This is a genomic window from Pseudacidovorax sp. RU35E (assembly GCF_900156165.1).
In the GTDB taxonomy this organism is placed as follows: Bacteria; Pseudomonadota; Gammaproteobacteria; order Burkholderiales; family Burkholderiaceae_C; genus Xenophilus.
On the sequence record NZ_FTMY01000010.1, the window covers coordinates 24,781 to 49,627 of the forward strand.

Consider the following 24,847-nt stretch of genomic DNA (forward strand, 5'->3'; position numbering starts at 1 on the left):
CCCGGCGGCGCGAGAACTCGCGCCTGGCCGCGACTTTTCAGAGCAGGCGTCCCCGCCCTTGCATGCATGGGCCCCTCCTAGAATCCGCGCGCCCGAAAACAGCAGACAGGAGGACCACACAACATGCTGCACATCGACCGGCTTCAGGATCTGGCGGAAAGCTACGGCACCCTTCAACGCGGCAAAGGCATGGTGACAGGCGTCATCGCCCTGTCGCTCGGCATTCTTTGCTTCCTGGGCGTGCTCGCCTTCCACTTCCCGCAGTACCTCACCACACCCGAGCTTCGCAAGAGTTACAACGTCGACGCCATCCGCTACGTGATGCTGGCAGCGATGGTGATCGCTGGCGGCCTGGCGCTGGTGAACATCCTGTTCAACCGCACCCGCTGGCTCTCTTCCTTCGCCTTCCTGCTCGTCGTGCTGTCGGCCGTGCTGGGCGGCCACAAGGTGCCGGTGCACCCGGACTTTCCAAGCGGCACGCCCTATATCGGGCTGGACTGGTTCATCCTCGACCTGCTGGGCTCGGCCCTGCTCTTCATCTTCATCGAGAAGCTGTTCGCGCACCGCAAGGACCAGCCCGTCTTCCGCGCCGAGTGGCAGACCGACCTGCACCACTTCATCGTCAACCACATGATCGTGGGCTTCGTCCTCCTGGCGACCAACCTGCTGGTGCACCGCTTCTTCGGCTGGGCCGCCAATGATGGCCTTCGGGGCTGGGTTCAGGGCTTGCCCTTCTGGGCCGGACTGCTGCTCATCGTCCTCGTGGCCGACTTGGTGCAGTACTGGACCCACCGCGCTTACCACGAGGTGCCGCTGCTATGGCGCCTTCACGCGGTCCATCACAGCGTCAAGAGCATGGACTGGCTGGCCGGCTCGCGCCAGCACATCCTGGAGCTGCTGATCACCCGCACCCTGGTACTGGCACCCATCTACGTGCTTGGATTTTCGAAAGAGGTGATCGATGCGTACATCGTCATCGTGGGCTTCCAGGCGGTCTTCAACCATTGCAACGTGAGCGTGCGGCTGGGCCCGCTGCGCTATCTGGTCGTGACGCCCAACTTCCACCACTGGCACCACAGCCAGGACGAGGAAGCCTTGGACAAGAACTACGCCGCGCACTACGCTTTCCTCGACCACCTGTTCGGCACCGCCGTGAAGAGCAGCAGGATGTGGCCCGAGCGCTACGGCGTGCTCGGCGACTACGTGCCCAACGGCTTCCTGCGCCAACTGAAATTCCCCTTCGTCTGGAAAGGCTGATCCTGGTGTCCATTTCTTCGACTGCCGCATGACGGCGTCCTTCGACGCCATCGTCATCGGCGCCGGCGCCGCCGGGCTCTTCTGCGCGGCGCAGGCCGGCCAGCGCGGCCTGCGCGTGCTGCTCATCGACCATGCCGAACGCGTGGCCGAGAAGATCCGCATCTCCGGCGGTGGCCGATGCAACTTCACCAACCGCGAACTCGACCCGCGGGCGCCGCAGCGCCATTACCTGGGCGAGAACCCGCATTTCTGCCGCTCGGCGCTGGCCCGCTACACGCCGGCCGACTTCATCGCCCTGGTCGACCGCCACGGCATCGCCTGGCACGAGAAGCACAAGGGCCAGCTCTTCTGCGACGGGCCCTCGCAGCAGATCATCGACCTGCTGCTGGCCGAATGCGCCGATGGCCACGTCGAACACTGGCAGCCCTGCGCCGTGCAGTCGGTCGTCTTCGACGCCGACGCTGGCCCCTACCGGCTGCAGACCGCGCGCGGGCCGGTGGAGGCGCCGCAGCTGGTCATCGCCACCGGCGGACTGGCCATCCCGCAGATCGGCGCCACCGACTTCGGCTGGCGCATCGCCGCGCAGTTCGGTCTCAGGACCATTGCCCCGCGGCCCGCGCTGGTGCCGCTGACTTTCGGCGGCCAGGCCTGGGCGCCCTATGCGCAACTGGCCGGGCTGGCGCTGCCGGTAGCCATCAGCACCGGCAGCGGCAAGGCGCGCATGCGCTTCGACGAGGACCTGCTGTTCACGCACCGCGGCCTGTCGGGCCCGGCCATCCTGCAGATCTCCAGCTACTGGCAGCCGGGCACGCCGCTGACGCTGGACTTTGCGCCCAACACCGACGTGCAGGCCCGCCTGACCGAGGCCAAGCGCGATTCGCGCAAACGGGTGGCCAACGAACTGGCGACGCTGGTGCCCTCGCGGCTGGCCGACGCCTGGACCGGCGAGGACCCGGGCCTGCAGCGGCCCATCAACGAGGCGGCCGACAAGTCGCTGGCCCGGCTGGCCGAGCGCATCAGCCGCTGGTCGCTGGTGCCCGACGGCACCGAGGGCTACAAGAAGGCCGAGGTCACGGCCGGCGGCGTGGACACGCGCGAGCTGTCCTCGCAGACCCTGGAAGCCGCGCGCCAGCCCGGCCTCTTCTTCATCGGCGAGACGGTGGACGTGACCGGCTGGCTGGGCGGCTACAACTTCCAGTGGGCCTGGGCCAGCGCCCACGCCTGCGCGCAGGCGCTGCGGGCCGGCTGAATGCGCCAGCCACAGCCGGCGCAGCGCGGCGCCGCGGGCTTGCCTGATGGCAGCGCCTCGGCCCCGGCGTCTCCAGCATCGCGATGGGTACGGTCGCCGGCCTCCCGACGCAGCTTGAGCGGCAGCCCCGAACCTGCTACATTAGCGGGCTAACTCTGGCCTACCCCTCAGCGGGCCGCACATCTTTCGAGTTGAGGACCACCGGCCGGGGGCCTCGATCTTCCCTGGTCACATTCAACATCTCTTTGAATCAATGACCACCATCCGCGTTAAAGAAAACGAGCCCTTCGACGTCGCACTGCGTCGCTTCAAGCGCACCATCGAGAAGATCGGCCTGCTGACCGACCTGCGCGCTCGCGAGTTCTACGAAAAGCCGACCGCCGAGCGCAAGCGCAAGAAGGCTGCGGCCGTCAAGCGCCACTACAAGCGCGTGCGCAGCATGCAGCTGCCCAAGAAGCTGTACTGATCGATCCGCGGGCAACGCCGGCACGTCCTCGACGCCGCCGGTCACGCACCACGCAAGCCGCGCCGGGGAAACCTGCCGCGGCTTTTGTTTTTCTGCCGCCGGCCGAGCGCCGGCGAAGACACCGCCCGGTCCACGGGCCCAGGCCGCACGCCACGGGGAGCGCGCCGCCTTTTCCTCCATTCCCCTGCAGCAAGGACGCACCATGAGCCTCAAGGCCCGCATCACCGAAGACATGAAGACCGCCATGCGCGCCAAGGAAGCCGAGCGCCTGGGCACCATCCGCCTGCTGCTGGCCGCGATGAAGCAGAAGGAAGTGGACGAGCGCATCGAGCTGGACGACGCCGCCGTCGTCGGCGTCATCGACAAGATGATCAAGCAGCGCAAGGACTCCATCGCCGCCTTCACCCAGGCCGGCCGCACCGAGCTGGCCGACAAGGAAGCGGCCGAGGTTGTCGTGCTCGAGGCCTACCTGCCCCAGCGCCTGGGCGCCGACGAGATCGCTGCAGAAGTGAAGGCCATCGTGGCCGAGCTGGGCGCCAGCGGCCCCGGCGACATGGGCAAGGTGATGGGCGCCGCCAAGCAGCGCCTGGCCGGCAAGGCCGAAATGGGCCAGGTGAGCGCGGCCGTCAAGGCGGCCCTGGCCGGCTGACCGCATGAATGCGCCAGTCGCCGCGCCCATCGGCAAGGCCTGCGCCTGCGTGGTGGACGCGCGCGGCCGGCTGCTGGTCTTCCACCATCCGGGCGACCGCGGCATGCAGCTGGTCAAGGGCACCATCGAGCCCGGCGAGTCGCCGGAGGATGCCGTGCGCCGCGAGCTGCTGGAGGAATCCGGCCTGCGCTTCGACGGCCCGCTGCAGCCGCTGGGCACGCTGCTGCGCCACTGCGACGCGGGCCACGAGGGCAACGACCACACGCATGAACAGCTGTGGCACCTGTTCCTGATGCGCATCGAGGCACTGCTGCCGGAGCGCTTCGAACACACGGCCCACGGCAGCCCGGAAGAGGACGGCCTCGTCTTCGACTTCCGCTGGCTGAGCGAAGGGGAGCCGCTGGACGGCTTCACCCTGCCCTACCGGCAGGCCATCGAACGGGTCTGGCAGGCGCTGCGGGTCGCCTGAGGCCCGCCTCCCTCACCGACACCCGGGCACCGCCGGATAGGCGACTGACGGCGCTACGGCGCTGGCAGCATTCGCTCAGGCCCCGGCCACCTTCATCCGGTCGATCAGCATCGAGCCGACCGTCTTGGCGCCGTAGTTGTAGGCGTCGGCCCCCACGGCCTGGATGCCCATCAGCATCGACTTGAGGTTGCCGGCGATGGTGATCTCCTGCACCGGGAAGGCGATCTGCCCGTTCTCGACCCAGAAGCCGCTGGCGCCGCGCGAGTAGTCGCCGGTGACGTAGTTGACGCCCTGCCCCATCAGCTCGATGACGAACAGGCCGGTGCCCAGCTTGCGCAGCATGGCGTCCAGGTCGTCGGCCGGGTCGGTCAGGCGCGAGCGCAGCGTCAGGTTGTGCGAGCCACCGGCGTTGCCCGTGGTCTTCATGCCCAGCTTGCGGGCCGAATAGGTGGACAGGAAGTAGCCTTCCAGCCGGCCAGCGTCGACCACCGTGCGCGCCCGGGTGATCACGCCCTCGTCGTCGAAGGGCGCGCTGCCCTTGCCACGGCGGATGTGCGGGTCTTCGGTCACGTCGATATGCGAGGGCAGCACGTCCTTGCCCAGCGAGTCGAGCAGGAAGGTACTGCGCCGGTACAGCGATCCGCCACTGACGGCCTGCACCAGTCCGCCCAGCAGGCCGGCGGCCAGCGGCGACTCGAACAGCACCGGGCATTCGGTGGTCTTGATCTTGCGCGACTTCAGGCGGCTCAGCGCCCGCTCTGCGGCATAGCGGCCCACCGCCTGCGGCGAGGCCAGCTCGTCCGCCGAGCGCATGGAGCTGTACCAGGCGTCGCGCTGCATGTCGTCGCCGCGGCCGGCGATGGGCGCCACCGAGATCGAATGCCGCGAACTGGCGTAGCCGCCGCGAAAGCCGTGCGTGTGCGCGCTGAAGAAGTGGCTTTGCTGGGCCGAGACGCCCGCACCTTCGCTGTTGGTGATGCGACGGTCGGTGCTCAAGGCTGCGGCCTCACATTCGAGCGCGAGCTTGGCAGCACCCTCGCTGTCGATGGCCCAGGGATGGAAGAGGTCCAGCTCCGGGTGGTCCTTGGCGATGTCCGCCTCGTCGGGCAGGCCGCCGACCGGGTCCTCGGCGGTGAAGCGGGCGATGTCGTACGCCGCCTGCACCGTCTGGCGGATGGCCGCTTCCGAGAAGTCGGAAGTGCTGGCGTTGCCGCGCCGGTTGCCCACGTAGACGGTGACGCCCAGCGACTTGTCGCGGTTGCGCTCCACGTTCTCGAGTTGGCCCTTGCGCACCGAGACGCTCAGTCCGCAGCCTTCGGACGCCTCCGCGCCGGCGTCGGTGGCACCCAGCTTCTTGGCATGCGCCAGGGCGGTGTCGACCAGGTTCTCGAAGTAATCTCGGCTGTAGGCGAAGCCGCTTTCCGCGCGCGAAGTGGTGGTGCTCATGTGAGGGACAATGATAGCGACGCGCCCCCGATGGCCGGGCGGCGCACCCAATTCCCCCGCCATGCCCCGCAAACCCAAAAAAGGCTACTTCGTCCGTGGCCAGTTCGTCGCCGAAGGCAGCGAACTCGACATCGAATACAAGCGCGAACTCAAGGGCGGCATCGAGACCAGCAAGACCGATCTCAAGCGCGAAAGCGCCGAGCTGCAGGCGCTGGGCGAGGCCCTGCTCACGCTGCGTGGCGAGGCGCGCGAGCGTCTGCAGCTGCCCGACCAACTGATCGAGGCCCTCAAGGAACTCGGCCGCATCACCAACTTCGAAGGCCGTCGGCGGCAGTCGCAGTTCGTCGGCAAGCTCATGCGCAAGCTGGACGCCGAGACGCTGGAGGCGGTGCGCACCGCCCTCGACGAGCAGGCCCGCGGCCCCGCCCAGGCCACCGCCATGCTGCACGAAGCCGAGCAATGGCGCGAGCGCCTGCTGGCCGACGACGACGCCCTGGGCGCCTGGATCGAGACCCACCCCGGCAGCGACGCCCAGCAGATGCGCGCCCTGGTGCGCCAGGCCCGCAAGGACCACCAGGCCGGCAAGCCCGGCGAGGCGCCCCGCCAGGGGAAGGCCTTCCGCGAACTGTTCCAGCGCATCCGCGAGCAGCTGTCGGTGCATGGCGACGACGACCATGCCGACCAGGCCTCGGCCCAGTCGCGCGAGGAAGACGCCTGATGGCCGCCGCCGGTTTCGAGTCGGTCAGGATCGGCATCGTCTCGGTCAGCGACCGCGCCAGCAGCGGCGTCTACGAGGACAAGGGCCTGCCCGCGCTGCAGGACTGGCTGACGCGGGCGCTCAAGAACCCCATCGCCTTCGAACCCCGCCTGATCCCCGACGAGGCCCCGCGCATCAGCGCCGCGCTGATCGAGCTGGTGGACGCCGGCTGCAGCCTGGTGCTGACCACCGGCGGCACCGGCCCCGCACCGCGCGACGTGACGCCCGAGGCCACGCTGGCCGTCGCGCACAAGGAGATGCCCGGCTTCGGCGAGCAGATGCGGCAGATCGGCCTGCGCTTCGTGCCCACGGCGATCCTGTCGCGCCAGGTGGCGGTGATCCGCGATCGCAGCCTGATCATCAACCTGCCCGGCCAGCCCAAGTCCATCGCCGAGACGCTGGAAGGCCTCAGGACGGCCGATGGCAGCCAGATGGTGCCTGGCATCTTTGCGGCCGTGCCCTACTGCATTGACCTGATCGGCGGGCCCTACCTCGAGACGCACGACGACGTCTGCAAGGCATTCCGGCCCAAGTCGGCGATCCGGCCGGCCCGCGACTGAGCGTCTTTCGTTCCTGCCCGCCTGGGCCCACCCGGCGCGGGGACACGCTCAGAACTCCGCGTCGAGCTCGTCGATCTCTTCGGGCTCCTGCATGGCCGCGGCCATCCATTCGCGCATCGCGGGCAGTTCCAGCACTTGCTGACTGTAGGAAGCGCACAGGTCGTCCAGCGCCACGCCGTAACTGCGAAAGCGCGTGACCACCGGCGCATACATCGCATCGGCCAGGCCCGGCCGGTCGCCGAAGAGGAAGGGGCCGCCATAGGTCGCCAGGCACTCGCGCCAGATCGCCACGATGCGGTCGATGTCGGCCTGGGCGCGCGACCACACCTTGAAGTCCTTGAAGCGGGCCTTGATGTTCATGGGCAGCGCGCCGCGCAGGGCAGAAAAGCCCGAATGCATCTCGCCGCAGATCGCACGGCAGTGGGCGCGGGCGGCTGCATCCGTGGGCAGCAGGCCGGCCTTGGGAAAGTTCTCGTGCAGGTACTCGCCGATGGCCATCGTGTCCCAGACCCGGATGCCCCGGTGCTCCAGCGAGGGCACGAGCATGGACGAGGACAGCAGCAGCATCTCCGCCTTCATGGCCGGATCGTCGGGCGGAATGACCTTCTCGACGAAATCCAGACCCGCCAGTCTGCACATCAGCCACCCGCGGAGGGCCCACGCGCCGTAGTTCTTGCTGCTGATGGTGAGAACGGCCTTGGCCATGTCGAATGCTCCAGTCGGTGACTCCGGCCCCACGACCTGCAAAGCCTGTGCCAGAACAGTGCATGGTCCCTGCCGCGCCTGCGCACCGGCATGGCCCGCAACTTGCCTTGATGGGGACATGCTGTACCAGGCCTATCAAATGCAGGCCGACCTGCTGTCGCCGCTGCGCCAGCTGTCGCACTTCTTCGGACATGCGCTCTTTGCCGCGGGCAACGAGCGCACCGTGCCCCGGCGACTGTCGGCGGCGATGGACGTCTTCGATCGGCTCAAGCTCACCCACCAGCGCCCGGACTACGGCATCCGCGAGGTCACGATCAACGGCGAGGCCGTGCCCGTGGTCGAGGAAAAAGCCCTCCAGGCTCCCTTCGGCACACTGCTGCGCTTTCGCAAGCTGCGGCCGGCCGATGCACCAGCGGAGCCCCCCGTGCTGCTGGCTGCACCGTTGTCGGGCCATTTCGCCACCCTGCTACGCGAAACGGTGCGCACCCTGCTGCGCGACCACGACGTCTACATCACCGATTGGCACAACGCACGCGACGTGTCGCTGGCCCATTGCCGCTTCGGCCTGGACGAGTACACGCTGCAGCTGATGGACTTCCTGCGCGCGGTCGGGCCGGGCGTGCATCTGGTGGCGGTGTGCCAACCCTGCGTGGCCGCCCTGGCCGCCACCGCGCTGATGGCCGAGGACGACGACCCCGCCACCCCGCGCAGCCTGACGCTGATGGCCGGGCCGGTGGACTGCCGCATCAACCCGACGCAGGTCAACCGCCTGGCCACCGAGCGCCCCATCGACTGGTTCGAGCGCAACCTGATCAGCCATGTGCCGCTGCCACATGCTGGCTTCATGCGCCGGGTGTACCCCGGCTTCGTCCAGCTCTCGGCCTTCATGAGCATGAACACGGAACGCCACAAGGAGCAGTTCCGACGCCTCTACGCGCACATCGTCGAAGGCGAAATGGACAAGGCCCAGGCGATCCGCACCTTCTATGAGGAGTACTTTGCCGTGAACGACCTGCCGGCCGAGTTCTACCTGGAGACGGTGGAGCGGGTCTTCCAGACCTACGACCTGCCGCGCGGCGAACTCACCGTCGCCGGCCGCCGCGTCGATCCGCGGGCCATCCGCCGCACGGCCCTGCTCACCGTGGAGGGCGAGCGCGACGACATCTGCGCCGTGGGCCAGACGGTGGCGGCGCAAGACCTGTGCAGCAGCATCCGGCCCTACCTCAAGGCGCACCACCTGCAGGCGGGCGTGGGCCACTACGGCGTGTTCAGCGGCAGCAAGTGGAATGCGCAGATCTATCCGCGGGTGCGCGAGACGATCCATCAGGCCGCTGAACTGGGGTGACGTACTCCGGTTGCCTCCCCACGGCAGTAAAAAAGCCGCGTGCCCCAGCGGGCGACGCGGCTTGTCCTGACGCTGCCTCGCTTCAGAGCGAGGGCTGGTTCTGCGCGTTCTCTTCTTCCGCCGGCCAGTCGCGGATGTAGGCCTTGAGCATCTTGTTCTCGAAGTTCTGGCTGTCCACCACGGCCTTGGCCACGTCGTAGAAGCTGATCACGCCCATCAGCATGCGCTTGTCCATGACCGGCATGTAGCGGGCGTGGCGCTCCAGCATCATCCGGCGGACCTCGTCGAGGTCGGTGCCGTTGGTGCAGGTCAGGGGCGCGTCGTCCATGGCCGTGCGCACCCGGGTGTCACCGACGGCACCCCCATTGCGCTGGATCTGCAGGATCACCTCGCGGAAGGTGAGCATGCCGACCAGGTCACCATGGGACATGACCACCAGCGAGCCGATGTCCTTCTCGGCCATGATGTCCACGGCCTCGGACAGCGGATCGTCTGGGCCGATGGTGTAGAGCGTGTTGCCCTTCACGCGCAGGATGTCGCTGACTTTCATCGGGTGCTCCTCAAGAAACCGTCCTGAAAATATAGCCCACAATCCCGCGGGACTGGCGCCCGGCCTCGACACTTTTCGCAGCTTCGGCACGCGGGCGCTGACAAGGAGACACGCTTGATACCTCGCATTTCCGCACGGCCCGTGCGCGGAGCCCAGCCATGAGCGGCTATTCCGACCCCGGCTTCGACACCCTCGCGCTGCATGCCGGCGCCGCGCCCGACCCGGCCACCGGCGCCCGCGCGGTGCCCATCCACCTGACGACTTCCTTCGTCTTCGAGTCCAGCGACCATGCGGCCGCGCTCTTCAACCTCGAGCGCGCCGGTCACGTCTACAGCCGCATCAGCAACCCCACCAACGCGGTGCTGGAGCAGCGGGTGGCCGCGCTCGAAGGCGGCATCGGCGCCATCGCGACCGCCAGCGGCCAGGCCGCGCTGCACCTGGCCGTGGCCACGCTGATGGGCGCGGGCTCGCACATCGTGGCCAGCACGGCGCTCTATGGCGGCTCGCAGAACCTGCTGCACTACACGATGCGCCGCTTCGGCATCGAGACCACCTTCGTCAAGCCGGGCGACATCGACGGCTGGCGCGCCGCCATCCGGTCGGAGACGAAGCTGCTCTTCGGCGAGACCGTGGGCAACCCCGGCCTGGACGTGCTGGACATTCCCACCATCGCGCAGATCGCCCGCGAGGCCAAGGTGCCGCTGCTGGTCGATTCGACGCTCACCTCGCCCTACCTCATCAAGCCCTTCGACTGGGGCGCGGACCTGGTCTACCACTCGGCCACCAAGTTCCTGTCGGGCCACGGCACGGTGATCGGCGGCGTGCTGGTGGACGGCGGCAGCTTCGACTGGGAGGCCGCCGGCCGCTTCCCGGAGCTGACGCAGGGCTACGACGGCTTCCACGGCATGGTGTTCAGCGAGGAGAGCACGGTGGGCGCCTTCCTGCTGCGCGCCCGGCGCGAAGGGCTGCGCGACTTCGGCGCGGCCATGAGCCCGCACACCGCCTGGCTGATCCTGCAGGGCATCGAGACGCTGCCGCTGCGCATGGAGCGCCATGTGGCCAACACCGAGCGCGTTGTGCAGTTCCTGGCCAGTCATCCCTTCGTCTCACGCGTGGGGCATCCACTGCTGGAATCGCACCCCAGCCATGCGCTGGCCGGCCGGTTGTTGCGCGGCGGCGCGCGCGGCGCGGGGGCGGTGTTCAGCTTCGACATCAAGGGCAGCCGGGCGCAGGGCAAGGCCTTCATCGAGGCGCTGCGGCTGTTCAGTCACCTGGCCAACGTGGGCGACTGCCGTTCGCTGGTGATTCATCCGGCCAGCACCACGCACTTCCGGATGAACGACGAGGCACTGGCTGGCGCCGGCATCGGCCAGGGGACGATCCGCCTGTCCATCGGCCTGGAGGACGCAGACGACCTGATCGACGACCTCAAGCGCGCCCTCAAGGCCGCCGAGAAGGCGGGAGCCTGAGATGGAGCTGCAGGTCAACGGCCACCGCGCCTACGCCTATACCGGCGGCAAGCCCTTCGACGCCGCCAAGCCCACCGTCGTCTTCATCCACGGCGTGCTCAACGACCACAGCGTGTGGATCCTGCAGAGCCGCTGGTTCGCGCACCACGGCTGGAACGTGCTGGCGGTCGATCTGCCCGGACATTGCCGCAGCGAGGGCGCGCCGCCCGCGTCGGTCGAGGCGGCGGCCGATTTCGTGCTCGCGTTGCTCGATGCCGCTGGCGTGGCGCGCGCCGCGCTCGTGGGCCACAGCTTCGGTTCGCTGATCGCGCTGGAGGCCGCGGCGCGGGCACCCGATCGCGTCACGCACCTGGCGCTGGTGGGCACGGCCTACCCGATGGCGGTGTCGCCAGCGCTGCTGGAGAGTTCGCTGAACGCGCCGCAGAAGGCCATCGACATGGTCAACGTGTTCTCGCATTCCATGCTGGCGCCGCCGCCCTCCTCGCTCGGGCCGGGCACCTGGCTGATGGGTGGCTCGCGGGCGCTGATGCGGCGGGTGCTGGCGAGCAACACGGCCGTCAACGTCTTCCACACCGGCTTCAAGGCCTGCAACGACTATGCGGGCGGCGAGGCGGCGATGGAGAAGGTGCGCTGCCCAGTGCTGTTCCTGCTGGGCGGCGCCGACCAGATGACGCCGCCCCGCGCCACCAAGGCGCTGCGCGACAAGGCGCCGGGCGCCCGCATGGTGACGGTGAAGGCCGGGCATGCGCTGATGAGCGAGGCGCCCGACGCGGTGCTGTTCGCGCTGCGCGACTTCCTCAGTTGAGGACGATCAGGCGCTCGACCTCCACCTCGGTGGTGCGCAGGCCCTTCTCGAATTCGCCGTGCAGCTCGACGCGCTGCTCGGCGCCGAGCGTTCGGCCGGCCGGGAAGTGCTGCGGTTCGATCTCCACGCGGATGCGGCCGGTGTCGTCGGCGAAGGTGTAGTTCTCGCCGCCGTCGTGCGACACGATGCGGCCCTGCAGCCGCACCTGCTGGTCGTCACGGCCGCTGTCGAGCAACTGGCGCACGCTGCTGACGGGCACGGTGCTGGGGCCGCCGTAGCCGCCGGGTGCAGCGGCCACCGGGGCCGGCGCGGCGCCCGGCGCGGAGGCCGCACTGCCTGCGGCGCCGGCCGTACCCGCAGCAAGCAGCGAGAGGGCGAGGGTCGAGGCAAGGATGGAAGAACGCATGGTGCAAGGCTCCTGGAAAGGGTCGGGACGGGGCCGGGTCGGCGGAACCGATCCGGTGGGACGAAGGCTGTGCCCGGAATCCCGGGCCAGTGAAGTCATTGGGCGGCCCGAAGATGAAGGCCAACTGATGGCCCTCGGCGCTTCTCAGCGCGGCGGGAAGTCCACGACAGCCGAGAGCCCTTGCCCATCCAGCCCTTCGTCGAAATGCAGCCGCGCCCCGTGCAGCGCCGCGATGCGCGCCACGATGGACAGGCCCAGGCCGTTGCCCGGCTGGCCGCTGCCCAGCACGCGGAAGAAGCGCTCGCCCAGCCGCTGGCGCTGCGCGGGCGGCACGCCGGGCCCATCGTCGCGCACAGCCAGGCGCGTGCCGCCGCCGGGCAAGGCGGCGCTTTCCACACGGATGCGCGCGTCGGGGCCGCCGTAGCGGCGGGCGTTGTCGACCAGGTTGCGCACCAACGTGGCCAGCAGCGCGGGATGGCCGACGATGACCGGAACGGACAGTGCCGTCTCGACGCGCGCGGCGTCGGCCGCTTCCTCGGCTGGGTCGCTGCGCCCCGGTCCGGCCCCCGCCAGCACGTCATCCACCAGGGGCGCCAGCGACACCGGCTCGACCGCCTCCAACGTCTTCACCGGATCCAGCCGCGCCAGCGCCAGCAGGCTTTCGACCAGCTGCGTGCTGCGGTCCACATCGGCGCGCAGTTGGCGCGCTTCCTCCGCCGGCAGGTGGCCCTGGCGGGCGAGCAGTTGCACGCGGTTGCGCAGGGCCGCCAGCGGCGTGCGCAGCTCGTGCGCGGCGTCGCTGGTGAAGCGGCGCTCGCCTTCCATCGCGACGGCCAGCCGCGCCAGCAGGCCGTCCAGCGCGCCGAGGATGGGGCGCAGCTCCTGCGGCATGCCTTGCGCATCGACGGGTGTCAGGTCTTGCGGCGACTTGGCGGCGATGCCGGCCGCAGCGGTCTCCAGCGGCCGAAGCAGCCGACGGATGACGAACCAGCACACGCCCACGAGCAGCAGCAGCAGGCCCAGCGCCGGCCAGGCCAGGCGCTCGGCGATGTCCTCCAGCAGGTCCAGCCGCTCTTCCCAGGGCTGGCCGACCTGGGCCTGCAGGCCGGTGGCGGGGTCGCGCAGCACATGCACGCGCCAGTAGTGGCCGTCCACCCGCACGTCGTAGTGCTCGTCGTCGCCCTTGAGCTGTGCGACGAAGGGCGCGGCCGGCGCATCCCTGCCCCGCTGTAGCACGCGGCCGTCGGGCGACACCAGCTGGTAATAGATGCGCAGGCGCAGCCCATCGCCGCGCGCACCGGCCGTGGCCGCCGCGGCAGGCTCGCGGCCCAGGCGCAGCACGAGCTGGGCGCTTTCCTCCAGCGCCTCGTCGAAGGTCTCGCTCACGCCGTGCCACGCCACCTGGATGACGATGGCCAGGCTGACCAGCCAGACCACCACGCTGGCGGCCACGACGGTGGCCAGCAGGCGGCGGCGCAGTGACCAGGGGCGGTCCGCCCTCATGCGGGCGCCAGGCCGTAGCCCTGGTTGCGCACCGTCGTGATGAAGCCGCTGCCCAGCTTGCGCCGCAGGTTGTAGATGTGGACTTCGATGGCGTTGCTTTCCACCTCTTCGCCCCAGCCGTAGAGCGCCTCCTCGATCTGCGCGCGGCTCAGGATGTGGGTGGGCCGGCGCATCAGCGCTTCTAGCACGGCAAACTCGCGCGCGGTGAGCGACACGGGGGCGCCGTCCCGCGTCGCGCGCTTGGCGACCGGGTCGAGCGCGACGCCGCCATGCTGCAGCACCGGCGTGGGCTGCCGGGCCTCGCGCCGCAGCGCCGCGCGCACGCGGGCGGAGAGTTCCTCCAGGTCGAAAGGCTTGACCAGATAGTCGTCGGCGCCCAGGTCCAGGCCCTCGATGCGGTCGGCCAGCGTGTCGCGCGCGGTGATGAGCAGCACGGGCAGCGTGGCGCCGCGGCCCCGCAGGGCCTGCAGCACGCCATCACCATCGAGTCCGGGCAGGCCGCGGTCGAGCAGCACGCACTGGTAGTCGTGCGTGGCCAGCGCCGTCACCGCCTGGTCGCCGCGCTGCAGCCAGTCCACGGCGTGGCCGTCCATCTGCAGCCACGACTGCACGGTGGCGCCCAGCGAGGCATCGTCTTCGACCAGCAGGATCCGCATGGGCGCAGGCTAGGACGAGTGGATGAAGGGAATCTGAGGCCCTTCAGCGATCTTCCACGGCGAAGGCATCGTCCTGCCGCGACCCCAGTGCCTGCAGCAGCGCGGTGACGGCGGCGTCGGCCGGCCGGGCCGCGGGCGGCGACTCCAGCATGCGCGCCAGGGTGCCGGCATGCGGCAGCATCGGGCCCAGGAAATGCACGCCCTGCGGCCCCGCCAGCAGCAGCGTGGGAAAGGTCTCGACGTCGAATTCGTCGGCCAGGTCGGCGTGGTCCTCCACGTCGACCCAGGCGAAGCGCAGCTGCGGATGCGTGCGCTGGGCCTCGGCGAACAGGGCGCGGTAGTCGCGGCAGGTGCCGCACCATTCGGCGCACAGGCACACGGCCCAGGTGGAATCGGCTGCGGTGGCGTCGGTCACGGTGCGGGCGTCGGGGTCTTGGGGAGGGGCTTTGGCCATGGAAAAGGCCGTCGCTATTATGGGCAACGCCCTCCGAGGCGACAGGAGACCGCGATGAATCCCTCCCCCGCCGCCACGCGCACGCCGGCCGGTGCCGCCGTCGATCCGCGCCAGTTCTCGAGCTTTGCCGAGTTCTATCCCTTCTACCTGAGCGAGCATGCCGACCGCACCTGCCGTCGCCTGCATTTCATCGGCTCCACGCTGGCGCTGGCCAGCCTCGCGGTGCTGGTGGTGACGGCCAACCCGTGGTGGCTGCTGGGGGCGCTCTTCGCGGGCTACGGCTTCGCCTGGGTCGGCCACTTCGCCTTCGAGAAGAACAAGCCGGCCTCGTTCAAGCGGCCGCTCTACAGCTTCATGGGCGACTGGGTGATGTACCGCGACATCTGGGCGGGGCGCGTCAAGCTCTGATTGGGCCCAGGCCAACCAGGCCCGGGGCCGGCAACACCGCGTGGGCGCGTCACGCGCTGATGCCGTCCGCGAGCGGGACGCCTTCGGTCGGCGCTGGCAAACGCTCCGAGGCCAGCGCATCGGCCAGCATCAGCCGCGCCAGTGGACCCCGCTCCCACAGCGGCTCCAGCACCGGCTTGCGGGGCAGCAGCAGCGCCTCGACCATGGGCGCCAACGGGGTCGTGACCGGGTCCACCAGAAGCACATAGCGCGGATCGCCGCTCTGCGGCTCCTCGGCCAGCGGCGCAACCCAGTCGAGCGATACCAGCGTGTCGATGACCGGGGTCAGCTGCAACACGTCGGCCCGCAGGCGCTTGGCCATCTCCTGCGCCCCCATCCCGCGGGCTGGCCCCTTGCGGGCCTGGGCCAGCAGGCGAAGCGCCTCGATGCCGAGTTGCATGGGCCAGCCCGGCCGCCCCCCGCGCCGGGCCACGCCGGCCAGCAGGATGGGCAAATAGGCCGCGATCACCGCCCCCAGCAGCACGATTACCCAGGCGGTGTAAATCCAGATCAGCAGGATGGGCGCGGTGGCGAAGGCGCCATAGAGCACCGAATACGTGGGCACGAAGCTCAGATACCAGGCCAGCACCCGCTTGGCCACCTCGATGGCCGCCGCCACGAACAGACCACCCGCCCAGGCATGGGCCCACCGCACCTGCGTGTTGGGCACGAAGTGGTAGAGCGAGGCCATGCCCAGCGCCAGCAGCAGGAACTCCGCCCCGTCGAACAGCCAGCGCAGGTTGAGCCCCGACTCGCCGATCAGTCCGCGCGAGGCGCTGAAGACATAGGCCGTGGTGGACAGGCTGACCGCCAGCAGCAGCGGCCCGAGGGTGATCGATGCCCAGTAGATGAGCACCCGCTGCGCGAAGGGCCGCGGCCGCGGCACGCGCCAGATGCCGTTGAGCGTCTTGTCGATGGTCAGGATCAGGGCGATGGCGGTGATCAGCAGCACACCGAGGCCCACGATGCCCAGGCCGCTGGCCGCGCTCGCGAACTGCGTGAGATAACCCAGCACCTGCCGCGCGATGTTCTCGGGGATGAGGCTTTGCACCAGCCAGCGCTGCAGCCGGTCCTGCAGCGTGGCGAAGATGGGGAAGACGGTGAACAGCGCCAGCGCCACCGTGAAAAAGGGCACCAGGGCGATGGTGGTGGTGAAGGTGAGGCTGCCGGCCGTCAGGGCCAGCCGATCGTCGCGGAACCGCTCGCCCAGCACCGCCGCGGTGCTGCGCCACGGAAAGCGCGTGAGATCCCTCCAGAGCCGATGGCGAATCATGCTGGGTATCATGCCACCGCCCTTCGACACCGACGCCGCGCCCGTCTGCCGCGGCGTCTTTTCCTCCCCCGGTTTGAACACGTCCTTCGCCCCTCCCTCGGCCTCCGTCGTCGCCACGCGCGTGCTGGCGGTGGGCTGCCTGCTGGGGCTCATCGGGCTGGGCCTGGCCTGGGAGCTCTGGCTGGCGCCGCTGCGCCCCGGCGGCAGCTGGCTGGCGCTCAAGGTGCTGCCGCTGCTGGTGCCGCTGGCGGGGCTGCTCAAGTGGCGCCTGTACACCTATCGCTGGCTGAGCCTGATGATCTGGCTCTACTTCACCGAAGGCGTGGTGCGCGCCTGGAGCGACACGCTGCCGACGAGCCGCGCCCTCGCAGGCATCGAGATCGTGCTGTGCCTGCTGCTCTTCGTGGCCTGCGCCTGGCATGTGCGCCTGCGGCTGCGGGCCGGCCAGCGGATGCGCGCTGCCGACCCATCGACCTCCTGACCTCATGACGACCCCTGCCCTGATCGAATCGCTGCGCGCCATCGTCGGCCCCGCCCATGTGCTCACCGATGGCGACCTCACCGCCTACGAGCAGGACTGGCGCAAGCGGGCGCGCGGCAAGGCGCTGGCCGTCGTGCGCCCCGGCAGCACGGCCGAGGTGGCAGCCGTGGTCAAGGCCTGCGCCGCCGCCGGCACGGCCATCGTGCCGCAGGGCGGCAACACCGGCCTGGCCGTGGGCTCCATCCCCGACGAGAGCGGCAGCCAGGTGGTGCTGAGCCTGGCGCGCATGGCCGCCGTGCGCGAGATCGACGCGGCCAACCTCACCATCACCGTCGAGGCCGGCTGCGTGCTGCAGGTGCTGCAGGAGACCGCCGCCAAGGCCGGCTTCCTGTTCCCGCTCAGCCTGGCGGCCGAAGGCAGCTGCACCATCGGCGGCAACCTGGCGACCAACGCGGGCGGCACCCAGGTGCTGCGCTATGGCAATGCGCGCGAGTTGTGCCTCGGCCTGGAGGTGGTGACCGCCCAGGGCGAGGTGTGGGACGGCATCAGCGGCCTGCGCAAGGACAACACCGGCTACGACCTGCGCGACCTGATGGTCGGCAGCGAGGGCACGCTGGGCATCATCACGGCCGCCACGCTCAAGCTCTTTCCGCAGCCGGCGGCGCGGCTCACGGCCTGGGCGGCAGTGGGCTCCTTCGATGACGCGGTGCAGCTGCTGGGCCAGGCCCAGCGCCACCTGGGCGCGGGCCTGACAGGCTTCGAGGTGATGGGCCGCTTCGCCCTCAGCCTGGTGCGCCGCCACATGCCGCAATTGCGCGTGCCCTTCGCCGACGCGGCGGGCGACGGCCATCCCTACTTCGTGCTGCTGGAGAACTCCGACAACGAGTCCGAGGAGCATGCCCGCACCCGCTTCGAATCGCTGCTGGAGGCGGCCTTCGAATCCGGCTGCGTGGCCGATGCCGTGGTGGCCGAGAACCTCTCGCAGGCGCATGAGCTCTGGCACATCCGCGAGAGCATTCCGCTGGCCCAGGCCGAGGAAGGGCTCAACATCAAGCACGACATCTCGCTGCCGGTGTCGCGCATCCCGGCCTTCTGCGCCGAGACCGACGCCCTGCTGGCGCGCGAGATCCCGGGTGTGCGGCTGGTCAACTTCGGCCACCTGGGCGACGGCAACCTGCACTACAACGTCCAGGCGCCCGCCGAGGGCGATGCCAAGGCCTTTCTGCGCGAACAGGAGAAGCGGGTGAACGAACTCGTCTACGCCCAGGTGCAGAAGTTCGGCGGCTCCTTCTCGGCCGAGCACGGCATCGGCAGCCTGAAGGTCCAGACCCTCGAACAGCACAAGTCGCCCGTGGCGCTGGGCATGATGCGGGCCATCAAGTCGGCGCTGGACCCCCAGGGCCTGCTCAATCCGGGCCGGGTCCTGGCCGCCTGAACGCCTGCGCGAACCGGAACCCGCGCCCCCCTGCATGCCCCATGCCGTCGCCCGCCTGCGTGCCGACCGTCTCGCGCGCAACACCAAACCGTTCATGGCGCGCGGCGGCTTCAAGCGCGAGCGGTGTCCGGCCTGCCGCCTGGTGCCCAGCCACTGCATGTGCGCCCTGCGGCCGACGCTGGCCGTGCGCGCGGGGGTGTGCCTGCTCATGGCCGACATCGAACCGCTCAAACCCACCAACACGGGCTGGCTGGTCGCCGACGTGGTGCCCGACACCTTCGCCTTCGGCTGGACGCGGACGCAGCCCGACCCGGCCCTGCTGGCGCTGCTGCGCGACCCGCAATGGCAGCCGCTGGTGGTGTTTCCCGGTCAGTACGCCGCGCCCGAGCGTGTGGTCGAGGCCGTGCCTCCGGCTGTGGGGGCGAATGGCGAGGACGGGCGCCGCCCGCTCTTCGTCCTGTTGGACGCCACATGGACCGAGGCGCGCAAGATGTTCAGGCGCAGCCCCTACCTCGATGCCTTCCCGGTGCTGAGCCTGTCGCCGACCAAGTCGTCCCAGTACCGCCTGCGCCAGACCTGCCACGAGCACCACCTCTGCACCAGCGAGGTCGCCGCGCTGTGCCTCGAACTCGCCGACGAGCCGATGGCGGCCCGCGTGCTCGACGCCTACCTGGACGTCTTCACCCATCACTACCTGCAGGCGAAGAACCAGCAACCGGTCGACCCGGACGGCAGCGCCCGGCAACGGCTGCGCGCCCTGTCATCCGCGCAGGCCGCCGATCCCGGCGCCAGCGACACGCGCCCGGAGGGCGCCTTCTAGAATCCGGCCTGCTTTTGCGACCGCCCATGACCCGCGCCGACACCCACCCCATCCGCTCCCAGTACGAAGACTTCATGCGCCATGTGAACACGCATGGTGTCTTCAAGAGCGACCGCACCGGCACCGGCACCAAGAGCGTGTTCGGCCACCAGATGCGCTTCGACCTGCGCGAAGGCTTTCCGCTGGTGACCACCAAGAAGGTCCACCTCAAGTCCATCATCCATGAGCTGCTGTGGTTCCTCGCCGGCTCGTCCGACAACAACTGGCTGCGCGAACGCGGCGTGACCATCTGGGACGAATGGGCGCGCGAGGACGGCGACCTCGGCCCCGTGTACGGCGTGCAGTGGCGCAGCTGGCCCACGCCCGACGGCGGCCACATCGACCAGATCGCGCAGGTGGTCGAACAGCTCAAGACCAACCCCGACTCGCGCCGCATCATCGTCAGCGCCTGGAACGTGGCCGATCTCTCGAAGATGGCGCTGATGCCCTGCCACGCCTTCTTCCAGTTCTACGTGGCCGAGGGGCGGCTGTCGTGCCAGCTCTACCAGCGCAGCGCCGACATCTTCCTGGGCGTGCCCTTCAACATCGCCAGCTATGCGCTGCTGACCCACATGCTGGCGCAGCAGTGCGATCTGGAGGTGGGCGACTTCATCTGGACCGGCGGCGACTGCCACATCTACAGCAACCACGCGGAGCAGGTGGCGCTGCAGCTCTCGCGCGAGCCGCGGCCCTACCCGACGCTGCGCATCAAGCGCCGGCCGGCCAGCATCTTCGACTACCAGTTCGAGGACTTCGAATTCGAGGGCTACGACCCGCACCCGGCCATCAAGGCGCCGGTGGCGGTCTGATCCAGGCGCTGCCATGTCGACGGGCCGGCTGAACCTGATCTACGCCCGCGCCGCCAACGGCGTCATCGGCAAGGACAACGCGCTGCCCTGGCACCTGCCGGAGGACATGGCGCACTTCCGCACGCAGACCCGCGGCTGCCCGGTCATCATGGGCCGTCGCACCTGGGATTCGCTGCCGCCGCGCTTCCGGCCATTGCCCGGCCGCACCAACATCGTGGTGACGCGCCAGGCGGACTGGCAGGCCGAGGGTGCCGTGCGCGCCGGCAGCCTGGCCGAGGCCATCGCCGCCGCGGGCGATGCGCCGGAACTGTGGGTGATCGGCGGCGCGCAGCTCTATGCCGAGGCGGAGCCGCTGGCCACCCGTGCGGTCGTCACCGAGATCGACTGCGACTTCGAGGGCGATGCCTTCGCGCCGGTGCTCGGTGCTGGCTGGCGCGAGACGGCGCGCGAGACCCACACCAGCGCCGCGCCGGACGCCCTGCCCTTCGCCTTCGTGACCTACGAGCGGGGCTGACGGCCGCCCGGCGTCCGCTGCGTCCGCCGATGAAACTCAAGCACCTCGAGGTCTTCCACGCCGTCATGCTGACCGGCAGCGTGAGCGCCGCCGCGCGGCTGCTGCATGTGACGCAGCCGGCCGCCACGCAGACGCTGCAGCACGCCGAACTGCAGCTGGGCTATGCCCTCTTCACGCGGCAGCGCAACCGGCTGGTGCCCACGCCCGAGGCGCAGGCGCTGTATGCGGAGGTGCAGCCGCTGATGGCGCAGCTGGAGCGGGTGCGCCGCGTGGCGCTGGCGCTCGGCCGCGATTCGGGCACGCCGTTGCGGGTGCTGATCGTGCCCTCGCTCGCCGTGCGGGCGCTGCCCGATGCGCTGGCCGTCTTCAAGCGGCGGCATCCCGACATGCCGGTCGCCATCCGCACGCTGCATTCGCGCGAGATCGCCCAGGCGATGGCGCTGCACGAGGGCGATGTTGGCATCGTCTATGGCAGCGCGCCGCATCCGGCCCTGCACGAAGAGGCCATCGCCAGCGGGCGGCTGGTGTGCGTCTCGCGCGTGGACCATGCCGGCGCCGACACCCGCGCCACCGTAGCCCTGGACGAGGTGCTGCGCAGCCCCATCATCCGCATCGACGAGCGCGATCCCATCGGCACCATGCTGGCCGAACAATGGTCGAGGCTGGGCGTGGCGCCCACCGGCGGCATCACGGTGCAGACGCACCACATCGCGCTGGTGCTGGCCGAGCAGGGCTTCGGGCCGGCCATCGTCGACTCCTTCACCGCGCAGGCCCGGCGTGACGAGGCCCTGCATGTGCGCACGCTGCTGCCGGAGATCGCGGTGGAGGTGCGGGCGCTGCTGCCGCAAGGCGTGCGCTCGCCGCGGCCGGTGGCCGACTTCCTGAAGGCGCTGCGCGCCGTCACGGCCGGGAACGCCTGAACCGGCGTTCGGCACCCACGGCCGGACGGCCTCACGCCCGTACGCCCGGGCGGCGCCGGCCTGTCTAAACCGAGAGTCAGGCCGGCGCGTGTTCGCGCATCCGCATCCGCGCGCGTTCGGCCAGCGCCCAGGCCACCGTGGCCCGCGCCAGCGCCGCCGTGGCGTCGATCACGGGCAGCCCGGCGCGGTCGGCATCGAGCACCAGCGGGATCTCGGTGCAGCCCAGCACCAAGGTGCGCGCACCCCGGTCAGCCAGCGCCCGGGCTGCCTGGCCGAGGCAGGCGGCGCCCTGCGCCAGATCGCCGGCCTTGACGGCCTGGATGCCCGGCATCACCCATCGCGTCAGCTCATCCGGCGTGGGCAACTGCCAGCGTGTGGACGCGCCGGCGCGCCGGACGTACAGCCCCGATTCCAGCGTGGCGCGCGTGGCCAGCAAGCCGATCGCGCCCTCCGTCGGCGTCTGTCGGGCCGCTTCGGCCAGCGCGGCATCCACCAGGTGCAGCATCGGCAGGCCGAGCGCTGCCTGCAGCGGCTCGAACCACAGGTGGGCGGTGTTGCAGGGCATGACCAGCAGCCGCGCGCCGGCCTCGGCGAGTCGCCGTCCGCTGGCCACCAGCGCCGGGAGCGGCGACACCCCCTCGCCGAGGTAGGCGGCCGTCCGGTCGGGAATCTGCGGGATGGAGCTGACCAGCAGCGGCAGGTGATCCTGGTCGCAGCGGGCGGGCGTCGCCGCCAGCACCTTGTGCATGAAATCCAGGGTGGCCAGCGGACCCATGCCGCCCAGGATGCCGATGGGCGGCGCTTCGACGCGGCGCGGATCCAGGGTCGAGGAAGAGAAGGCAGCACACATGGGCGGAATGCTAGGCGGCCACCCCGTCGTGCGGCCATCGCGTCTGCGGCGGCAGCCATCAGCGCGGCTTATGGTCTTCGTCATCACCAAAGGCCCGCGGGGCCGCGAAAATGCGCGCGATGAATGCAGACTCCCTGCGCCCGCGCGTCTATCTGGCGGGCCCGGACATCTTCCGGCCGGACCATCCGGCCGTGTTCCATGAACTGAAACGGCTGTGCAGCGCCAGTGGCCTGGAGGGCGTGGCGCCTTCCGACGCCGAACTCGACCTGGCCGGTGCGAGCGGCGGCGACGAGGAAGCCCGACGCATCTGCCAGGGCAACATCGACCTGATCCGCAGCTGCAACGGCGTGATCGCCAACCTGCAGTGCTTCCGCGGGCTGGAACCCGACTCGGGCACGGTGTTCGAAGTGGGTTTCGCGGTCGCCCTGGACAAACCCGTGTTCGCCTACGGCGTGCCGGCCGGCAGCTATGCCGAGCGCGTGCAGGCCGAGCGGCCCTGCAGCGCCGACGCCGAGGGCATGCTGCGCGAGCAGGCGGACGGCACCGAGGTCGAAGGCCGGGGCCAACGGCTGAACCTGATGCTCACCGGCTCCACCGTGCTGGCCGCGGATGCGGCCGACGCGATCCGGCGACTGGCCCTCGTGCTGGGAGCCCACGCCCGATGAGCCCGGTGGCGGCCGCGCTGGTGCGCTTCTGGTTCAGGCTGTGCCTGCCCATGCTGCTGGGGCTTGGCCTGACCGCCTGGGCCGCGGCACAGGCCGTCGCCCCGGCGCCATCGCCCGCCGAGCGACTCGAACCCGTGGCGATCGGGGAGCACGCAGGCGGCCTGCCGCTGGCCTGGCATCTGCAGGTACTGGACGACACCAGCCGCACGCTCACGCTCGACGAGGTGCGCCGGCCCGAGTGGCAGTCGCGCTTCACCTTGCCGGACGATCCGTTGCGGGGCCGCGAGGCCGACCGCGTGTTGTGGTTCAAGTTCCAGCTGCGGCTGGCCGATCCGGCAGATGCGCCGCAGGAATGGCTGCTGCTGGTGCCTTCGGTCTCCACGCACGAGATGCGCTTCTACGGCCCCTTCGCGCCCGACGGCCACGCGCTGGCCGAGCCCGTGGTGACGGGCATGCGGCATCCGTGGCGCACGCGTCCGGCCTCCTCCGAGCAGATGGCCTGGCGCTTCCACCTGCCGGACGCGCAGCCCTACACGGTGTATGTGCGGGCGGAATCCACCTTCGCCCGCGTCTACGACATACGCGTGTGGCGCACCGCCGACTACCTGGAATCCACCCAGGACAAGCGGATGTTCGACGGCATCAGCTACGGCATCCTCATCGGCCTGCTGGTGTACGGGCTGGTGCTGCTGCTGGTTTTCGGCGAGGCCATCTACGTGTACTACCTGCTGTCCTGCCTGTGCGCGCTGGGCGCGCTGGCCGGCATCAACGGGCACCTGCTGCGCTATCCGTTCGCCAACTGGCCGGCGGCGGCTGGCGTGTCGTACACGCTCATGCCGGCCCTGTGGGCCATCTGCAAGCTGCAGTTCGGGCGGCGACTGCTCAACCTGCGGCAGTTCGCGCCCTGGCTCGACCGACTGGTGGTCGGCCTGCTGTTTGCGCTGAGTGTCGCGGCCGTCTACGGGCTCTTCGGGCGGCATCCGCTGCTGACCTTCAACCTGGTGCAGGCCTCGGTGGTGCTGGCCTCGGCCGTGCTGCTGGCCGGCGCCCTGGTGGCGGGCCGGCGCCGCTACTGGCCGGCCGTGCTGTACTGCGTGGGCGTGGCGCTGCTGCTGCTGGCGGTGTGCGCCATCATCTTCGCCGCCTGGGGCTGGCTGAACTGGCGGCCCGGCCAGATGAACCTGACCCAGGGCGCGCTGGTGCTGGAACTGGTCGTCTTTGCCGTGGCTGCCGCCTCGCGTCTGCGGCTGGTGCTGCGCTCGGAGCAGGCCCTGGCGGCGCACAACCTGGAGCTGATCGATGCCCTGCGCACCGACCCGCTGACCAGCGTGGCCAGCCGGGCCGGGCTGGAGGTGCAGGCCAACCGCTGGCTGCGCGAGGGCCAGCCCTTCGCCGTGCTGTTGCTCGACCTGGACGGGTTCAAGGCGGTGAACGACCGCCACGGCCATGCGGCCGGCGACGCGGTGCTCGCGGCCCTTGCCGCGCGCCTGCGCGAAGCGGTGCGCGACTCGGATCTGGTGGCCCGGCTGGGTGGCGACGAATTCGCCCTGCTGGTGGCGGGCGACCCGCACCCCGACGCGCTGACCGGCCTGGCGCAGCGCCTGCTCGCGCAGTCCTCCTTGCCCGTGGACTGGGAAGGCCAGGGCCTGCGCGTCGGCATGAGCATCGGCATCGCCCGCCGGCCACAGGACGGCGACAGCCTGGATGCCCTGCTGCGCGCTGCCGACCGCGCGATGTACCACAGCAAGCAGCAGTCCGAAGCGCCCGGCTTCAGCTTCGCGGGCGACATGCCCGCGGCCTGAAAGCACAAGGCCCGGACATGCCGGGCCTTGTGGTTGGCATCGGAGC

28 protein-coding genes are annotated in these 24,847 nt (G+C 70.1%); 19 read left to right on the top strand and 9 right to left on the bottom strand.

The features are described from left to right. Positions 1-123 precede the first annotated feature (123 nt). The 5 genes from BXA03_RS18235 to BXA03_RS18255 all read left to right on the top strand — a co-directional run bounded on the left by BXA03_RS18235 (position 124) and on the right by BXA03_RS18255 (position 4,090). Positions 124-1,257, top strand: coding sequence for a sterol desaturase family protein (locus BXA03_RS18235; RefSeq protein ID WP_076510492.1), 1,134 nt, complete (start codon positions 124-126; stop codon positions 1,255-1,257). A gap of 28 nt (positions 1,258-1,285) precedes the next feature. Then, on the top strand, positions 1,286-2,506 hold the full coding sequence (locus BXA03_RS18240) for a BaiN/RdsA family NAD(P)/FAD-dependent oxidoreductase (RefSeq protein WP_076510494.1): 1,221 nt from the start codon (positions 1,286-1,288) through the stop codon (positions 2,504-2,506). Between the two features lie 253 nt (positions 2,507-2,759). Next, positions 2,760-2,972 carry a 30S ribosomal protein S21 gene (gene rpsU, locus BXA03_RS18245; protein ID WP_017760239.1) on the top strand — a complete coding sequence of 71 codons (213 nt, stop codon included), beginning with the start codon at positions 2,760-2,762 and terminating at the stop codon, positions 2,970-2,972. Between the two features lie 202 nt (positions 2,973-3,174). Continuing rightward, a complete protein-coding gene (locus tag BXA03_RS18250; protein WP_076510496.1) occupies positions 3,175-3,621 on the top strand; it encodes a GatB/YqeY domain-containing protein in 447 nt (148 codons plus the stop codon). Positions 3,622-3,625: 4 nt separating this feature from the next. Beyond that, positions 3,626-4,090 (top strand): NUDIX domain-containing protein, encoded by a 465-nt coding sequence (locus tag BXA03_RS18255; RefSeq protein WP_076510498.1) that lies wholly within the window; start codon positions 3,626-3,628, stop codon positions 4,088-4,090. A 75-nt stretch (positions 4,091-4,165) separates the two neighbouring features. On the opposite strand, the gene pmbA is transcribed toward BXA03_RS18255, so the two are convergent. Further along, positions 4,166-5,536, bottom strand: coding sequence for a metalloprotease PmbA (gene pmbA, locus BXA03_RS18260; RefSeq protein ID WP_076510500.1), 1,371 nt, complete (start codon positions 5,534-5,536; stop codon positions 4,166-4,168). Positions 5,537-5,597: 61 nt separating this feature from the next. On the opposite strand from pmbA, the gene yjgA reads away from it, so the two are divergent. Both yjgA and mog read left to right on the top strand, forming a co-directional pair. Then, the gene (gene yjgA / locus BXA03_RS18265) at positions 5,598-6,254 is read left to right on the top strand and encodes a ribosome biogenesis factor YjgA (RefSeq protein ID WP_076510502.1); all 657 of its coding nucleotides are present in this window, start codon (positions 5,598-5,600) and stop codon (positions 6,252-6,254) included. Further along, the gene (mog, locus tag BXA03_RS18270; RefSeq protein WP_076510504.1) at positions 6,254-6,853 is read left to right on the top strand and encodes a molybdopterin adenylyltransferase; all 600 of its coding nucleotides are present in this window, start codon (positions 6,254-6,256) and stop codon (positions 6,851-6,853) included. Before yjgA ends, mog begins: the two co-directional genes overlap by 1 nt. 48 nt (positions 6,854-6,901) lie before the next feature. Here mog and BXA03_RS18275 read toward each other — a convergent pair whose 3' ends face one another. Next, complete coding sequence (locus BXA03_RS18275; protein ID WP_076510506.1) at positions 6,902-7,558, bottom strand: glutathione S-transferase; 657 nt, start codon at positions 7,556-7,558, stop codon at positions 6,902-6,904. Positions 7,559-7,676: 118 nt separating this feature from the next. On the opposite strand from BXA03_RS18275, the gene BXA03_RS18280 reads away from it, so the two are divergent. After that, entirely contained in the window at positions 7,677-8,903 is a 1,227-nt protein-coding gene (locus BXA03_RS18280; protein ID WP_076510508.1) for a polyhydroxyalkanoate depolymerase, read from the top strand. 82 nt (positions 8,904-8,985) lie between these two features. Here the strand turns inward: BXA03_RS18280 and BXA03_RS18285 are convergent, their stop codons facing one another. Next, the gene (locus BXA03_RS18285) at positions 8,986-9,453 is read right to left on the bottom strand and encodes a CBS domain-containing protein (RefSeq protein WP_076510510.1); all 468 of its coding nucleotides are present in this window, start codon (positions 9,451-9,453) and stop codon (positions 8,986-8,988) included. A 158-nt stretch (positions 9,454-9,611) separates the two neighbouring features. Between BXA03_RS18285 and BXA03_RS18290 the strand changes: the two genes are divergently transcribed. Both BXA03_RS18290 and BXA03_RS18295 read left to right on the top strand, forming a co-directional pair. Continuing rightward, a complete protein-coding gene (locus BXA03_RS18290; protein WP_076510512.1) occupies positions 9,612-10,922 on the top strand; it encodes an O-acetylhomoserine aminocarboxypropyltransferase in 1,311 nt (436 codons plus the stop codon). A gap of 1 nt (position 10,923) precedes the next feature. After that, a complete protein-coding gene (locus tag BXA03_RS18295; protein WP_076510513.1) occupies positions 10,924-11,727 on the top strand; it encodes an alpha/beta fold hydrolase in 804 nt (267 codons plus the stop codon). On the opposite strand, the gene BXA03_RS18300 is transcribed toward BXA03_RS18295, so the two are convergent. The 4 genes from BXA03_RS18300 to BXA03_RS18315 all read right to left on the bottom strand — a co-directional run bounded on the left by BXA03_RS18300 (position 11,720) and on the right by BXA03_RS18315 (position 14,746). After that, positions 11,720-12,133 carry a YgiW/YdeI family stress tolerance OB fold protein gene (locus BXA03_RS18300; protein WP_076510515.1) on the bottom strand — a complete coding sequence of 138 codons (414 nt, stop codon included), beginning with the start codon at positions 12,131-12,133 and terminating at the stop codon, positions 11,720-11,722. The genes BXA03_RS18295 and BXA03_RS18300 overlap by 8 nt on opposite strands. 144 nt (positions 12,134-12,277) lie before the next feature. After that, positions 12,278-13,636 (bottom strand): ATP-binding protein, encoded by a 1,359-nt coding sequence (locus BXA03_RS18305; protein ID WP_076510516.1) that lies wholly within the window; start codon positions 13,634-13,636, stop codon positions 12,278-12,280. After that, a complete protein-coding gene (locus BXA03_RS18310; protein WP_076510518.1) occupies positions 13,633-14,292 on the bottom strand; it encodes a response regulator transcription factor in 660 nt (219 codons plus the stop codon). Before BXA03_RS18310 ends, BXA03_RS18305 begins: the two co-directional genes overlap by 4 nt. 43 nt (positions 14,293-14,335) lie before the next feature. Next, positions 14,336-14,746 carry a thioredoxin family protein gene (locus BXA03_RS18315; protein ID WP_076510519.1) on the bottom strand — a complete coding sequence of 137 codons (411 nt, stop codon included), beginning with the start codon at positions 14,744-14,746 and terminating at the stop codon, positions 14,336-14,338. Between the two features lie 54 nt (positions 14,747-14,800). On the opposite strand from BXA03_RS18315, the gene BXA03_RS18320 reads away from it, so the two are divergent. After that, the gene (locus BXA03_RS18320) at positions 14,801-15,154 is read left to right on the top strand and encodes an Mpo1-like protein (protein ID WP_076510521.1); all 354 of its coding nucleotides are present in this window, start codon (positions 14,801-14,803) and stop codon (positions 15,152-15,154) included. 49 nt (positions 15,155-15,203) lie between these two features. Here the strand turns inward: BXA03_RS18320 and BXA03_RS18325 are convergent, their stop codons facing one another. Next, positions 15,204-16,478: a YihY family inner membrane protein gene (locus BXA03_RS18325; protein ID WP_076510766.1), complete on the bottom strand. Its 1,275-nt coding sequence runs from the start codon at positions 16,476-16,478 to the stop codon at positions 15,204-15,206. Here BXA03_RS18325 and BXA03_RS18330 point away from each other — a divergent pair. From BXA03_RS18330 to BXA03_RS18355, 6 genes are read left to right on the top strand one after another with little or no spacing between them, the layout of a single operon-like run. Next, positions 16,465-16,947: a DUF2069 domain-containing protein gene (locus BXA03_RS18330; RefSeq protein ID WP_234983737.1), complete on the top strand. Its 483-nt coding sequence runs from the start codon at positions 16,465-16,467 to the stop codon at positions 16,945-16,947. The genes BXA03_RS18325 and BXA03_RS18330 overlap by 14 nt on opposite strands. Positions 16,948-16,951: 4 nt before the next feature. Next, positions 16,952-18,382 carry an FAD-binding oxidoreductase gene (locus BXA03_RS18335; protein WP_076510522.1) on the top strand — a complete coding sequence of 477 codons (1,431 nt, stop codon included), beginning with the start codon at positions 16,952-16,954 and terminating at the stop codon, positions 18,380-18,382. A gap of 34 nt (positions 18,383-18,416) precedes the next feature. Then, on the top strand, positions 18,417-19,202 hold the full coding sequence (locus BXA03_RS18340) for a tRNA-uridine aminocarboxypropyltransferase (protein ID WP_076510524.1): 786 nt from the start codon (positions 18,417-18,419) through the stop codon (positions 19,200-19,202). A 26-nt stretch (positions 19,203-19,228) separates the two neighbouring features. Then, complete coding sequence (locus BXA03_RS18345) at positions 19,229-20,050, top strand: thymidylate synthase (protein WP_076510525.1); 822 nt, start codon at positions 19,229-19,231, stop codon at positions 20,048-20,050. A gap of 13 nt (positions 20,051-20,063) precedes the next feature. Beyond that, positions 20,064-20,564 (top strand): dihydrofolate reductase, encoded by a 501-nt coding sequence (locus BXA03_RS18350; RefSeq protein ID WP_076510527.1) that lies wholly within the window; start codon positions 20,064-20,066, stop codon positions 20,562-20,564. Positions 20,565-20,593: 29 nt separating this feature from the next. Beyond that, a complete protein-coding gene (locus BXA03_RS18355) occupies positions 20,594-21,484 on the top strand; it encodes a LysR family transcriptional regulator (RefSeq protein WP_076510529.1) in 891 nt (296 codons plus the stop codon). Between the two features lie 76 nt (positions 21,485-21,560). On the opposite strand, the gene BXA03_RS18360 is transcribed toward BXA03_RS18355, so the two are convergent. After that, the gene (locus tag BXA03_RS18360) at positions 21,561-22,334 is read right to left on the bottom strand and encodes a cysteate racemase (protein ID WP_076510531.1); all 774 of its coding nucleotides are present in this window, start codon (positions 22,332-22,334) and stop codon (positions 21,561-21,563) included. Between the two features lie 119 nt (positions 22,335-22,453). Here BXA03_RS18360 and BXA03_RS18365 point away from each other — a divergent pair, with 119 nt between their 5' ends. Together BXA03_RS18365 and BXA03_RS18370 are read left to right on the top strand one after the other, a co-directional pair. Further along, a complete protein-coding gene (locus BXA03_RS18365) occupies positions 22,454-22,999 on the top strand; it encodes a nucleoside 2-deoxyribosyltransferase (protein WP_234983738.1) in 546 nt (181 codons plus the stop codon). Continuing rightward, positions 22,996-24,801 (top strand): sensor domain-containing diguanylate cyclase, encoded by a 1,806-nt coding sequence (locus tag BXA03_RS18370; protein WP_076510535.1) that lies wholly within the window; start codon positions 22,996-22,998, stop codon positions 24,799-24,801. Before BXA03_RS18365 ends, BXA03_RS18370 begins: the two co-directional genes overlap by 4 nt. Positions 24,802-24,847 lie beyond the last annotated feature (46 nt).

Excerpts from the sequence above, each read along its gene's own strand:
- BXA03_RS18235 (WP_076510492.1), top strand. The coding sequence starts at position 124 with ATGCTGCACATCGACCGGCTTCAGGATCTGGCGGAAAGCTACGGCACC.
- BXA03_RS18240 (WP_076510494.1), top strand. The coding sequence starts at position 1,286 with ATGACGGCGTCCTTCGACGCCATCGTCATCGGCGCCGGCGCCGCCGGG.
- rpsU (WP_017760239.1), top strand. The coding sequence starts at position 2,760 with ATGACCACCATCCGCGTTAAAGAAAACGAGCCCTTCGACGTCGCACTG.
- BXA03_RS18250 (WP_076510496.1), top strand. The coding sequence starts at position 3,175 with ATGAGCCTCAAGGCCCGCATCACCGAAGACATGAAGACCGCCATGCGC.
- BXA03_RS18255 (WP_076510498.1), top strand. The coding sequence starts at position 3,626 with ATGAATGCGCCAGTCGCCGCGCCCATCGGCAAGGCCTGCGCCTGCGTG.
- pmbA (WP_076510500.1), bottom strand. The coding sequence starts at position 5,536 with ATGAGCACCACCACTTCGCGCGCGGAAAGCGGCTTCGCCTACAGCCGA.
- yjgA (WP_076510502.1), top strand. The coding sequence starts at position 5,598 with ATGCCCCGCAAACCCAAAAAAGGCTACTTCGTCCGTGGCCAGTTCGTC.
- mog (WP_076510504.1), top strand. The coding sequence starts at position 6,254 with ATGGCCGCCGCCGGTTTCGAGTCGGTCAGGATCGGCATCGTCTCGGTC.
- BXA03_RS18275 (WP_076510506.1), bottom strand. The coding sequence starts at position 7,558 with ATGGCCAAGGCCGTTCTCACCATCAGCAGCAAGAACTACGGCGCGTGG.
- BXA03_RS18280 (WP_076510508.1), top strand. The coding sequence starts at position 7,677 with ATGCTGTACCAGGCCTATCAAATGCAGGCCGACCTGCTGTCGCCGCTG.
- BXA03_RS18285 (WP_076510510.1), bottom strand. The coding sequence starts at position 9,453 with ATGAAAGTCAGCGACATCCTGCGCGTGAAGGGCAACACGCTCTACACC.
- BXA03_RS18290 (WP_076510512.1), top strand. The coding sequence starts at position 9,612 with ATGAGCGGCTATTCCGACCCCGGCTTCGACACCCTCGCGCTGCATGCC.
- BXA03_RS18295 (WP_076510513.1), top strand. The coding sequence starts at position 10,924 with ATGGAGCTGCAGGTCAACGGCCACCGCGCCTACGCCTATACCGGCGGC.
- BXA03_RS18300 (WP_076510515.1), bottom strand. The coding sequence starts at position 12,133 with ATGCGTTCTTCCATCCTTGCCTCGACCCTCGCCCTCTCGCTGCTTGCT.
- BXA03_RS18305 (WP_076510516.1), bottom strand. The coding sequence starts at position 13,636 with ATGAGGGCGGACCGCCCCTGGTCACTGCGCCGCCGCCTGCTGGCCACC.
- BXA03_RS18310 (WP_076510518.1), bottom strand. The coding sequence starts at position 14,292 with ATGCGGATCCTGCTGGTCGAAGACGATGCCTCGCTGGGCGCCACCGTG.
- BXA03_RS18315 (WP_076510519.1), bottom strand. The coding sequence starts at position 14,746 with ATGGCCAAAGCCCCTCCCCAAGACCCCGACGCCCGCACCGTGACCGAC.
- BXA03_RS18320 (WP_076510521.1), top strand. The coding sequence starts at position 14,801 with ATGAATCCCTCCCCCGCCGCCACGCGCACGCCGGCCGGTGCCGCCGTC.
- BXA03_RS18330 (WP_234983737.1), top strand. The coding sequence starts at position 16,465 with ATGCTGGGTATCATGCCACCGCCCTTCGACACCGACGCCGCGCCCGTC.
- BXA03_RS18325 (WP_076510766.1), bottom strand. The coding sequence starts at position 16,478 with ATGATACCCAGCATGATTCGCCATCGGCTCTGGAGGGATCTCACGCGC.
- BXA03_RS18335 (WP_076510522.1), top strand. The coding sequence starts at position 16,952 with ATGACGACCCCTGCCCTGATCGAATCGCTGCGCGCCATCGTCGGCCCC.
- BXA03_RS18340 (WP_076510524.1), top strand. The coding sequence starts at position 18,417 with ATGCCCCATGCCGTCGCCCGCCTGCGTGCCGACCGTCTCGCGCGCAAC.
- BXA03_RS18345 (WP_076510525.1), top strand. The coding sequence starts at position 19,229 with ATGACCCGCGCCGACACCCACCCCATCCGCTCCCAGTACGAAGACTTC.
- BXA03_RS18350 (WP_076510527.1), top strand. The coding sequence starts at position 20,064 with ATGTCGACGGGCCGGCTGAACCTGATCTACGCCCGCGCCGCCAACGGC.
- BXA03_RS18355 (WP_076510529.1), top strand. The coding sequence starts at position 20,594 with ATGAAACTCAAGCACCTCGAGGTCTTCCACGCCGTCATGCTGACCGGC.
- BXA03_RS18360 (WP_076510531.1), bottom strand. The coding sequence starts at position 22,334 with ATGTGTGCTGCCTTCTCTTCCTCGACCCTGGATCCGCGCCGCGTCGAA.
- BXA03_RS18365 (WP_234983738.1), top strand. The coding sequence starts at position 22,454 with ATGAATGCAGACTCCCTGCGCCCGCGCGTCTATCTGGCGGGCCCGGAC.
- BXA03_RS18370 (WP_076510535.1), top strand. The coding sequence starts at position 22,996 with ATGAGCCCGGTGGCGGCCGCGCTGGTGCGCTTCTGGTTCAGGCTGTGC.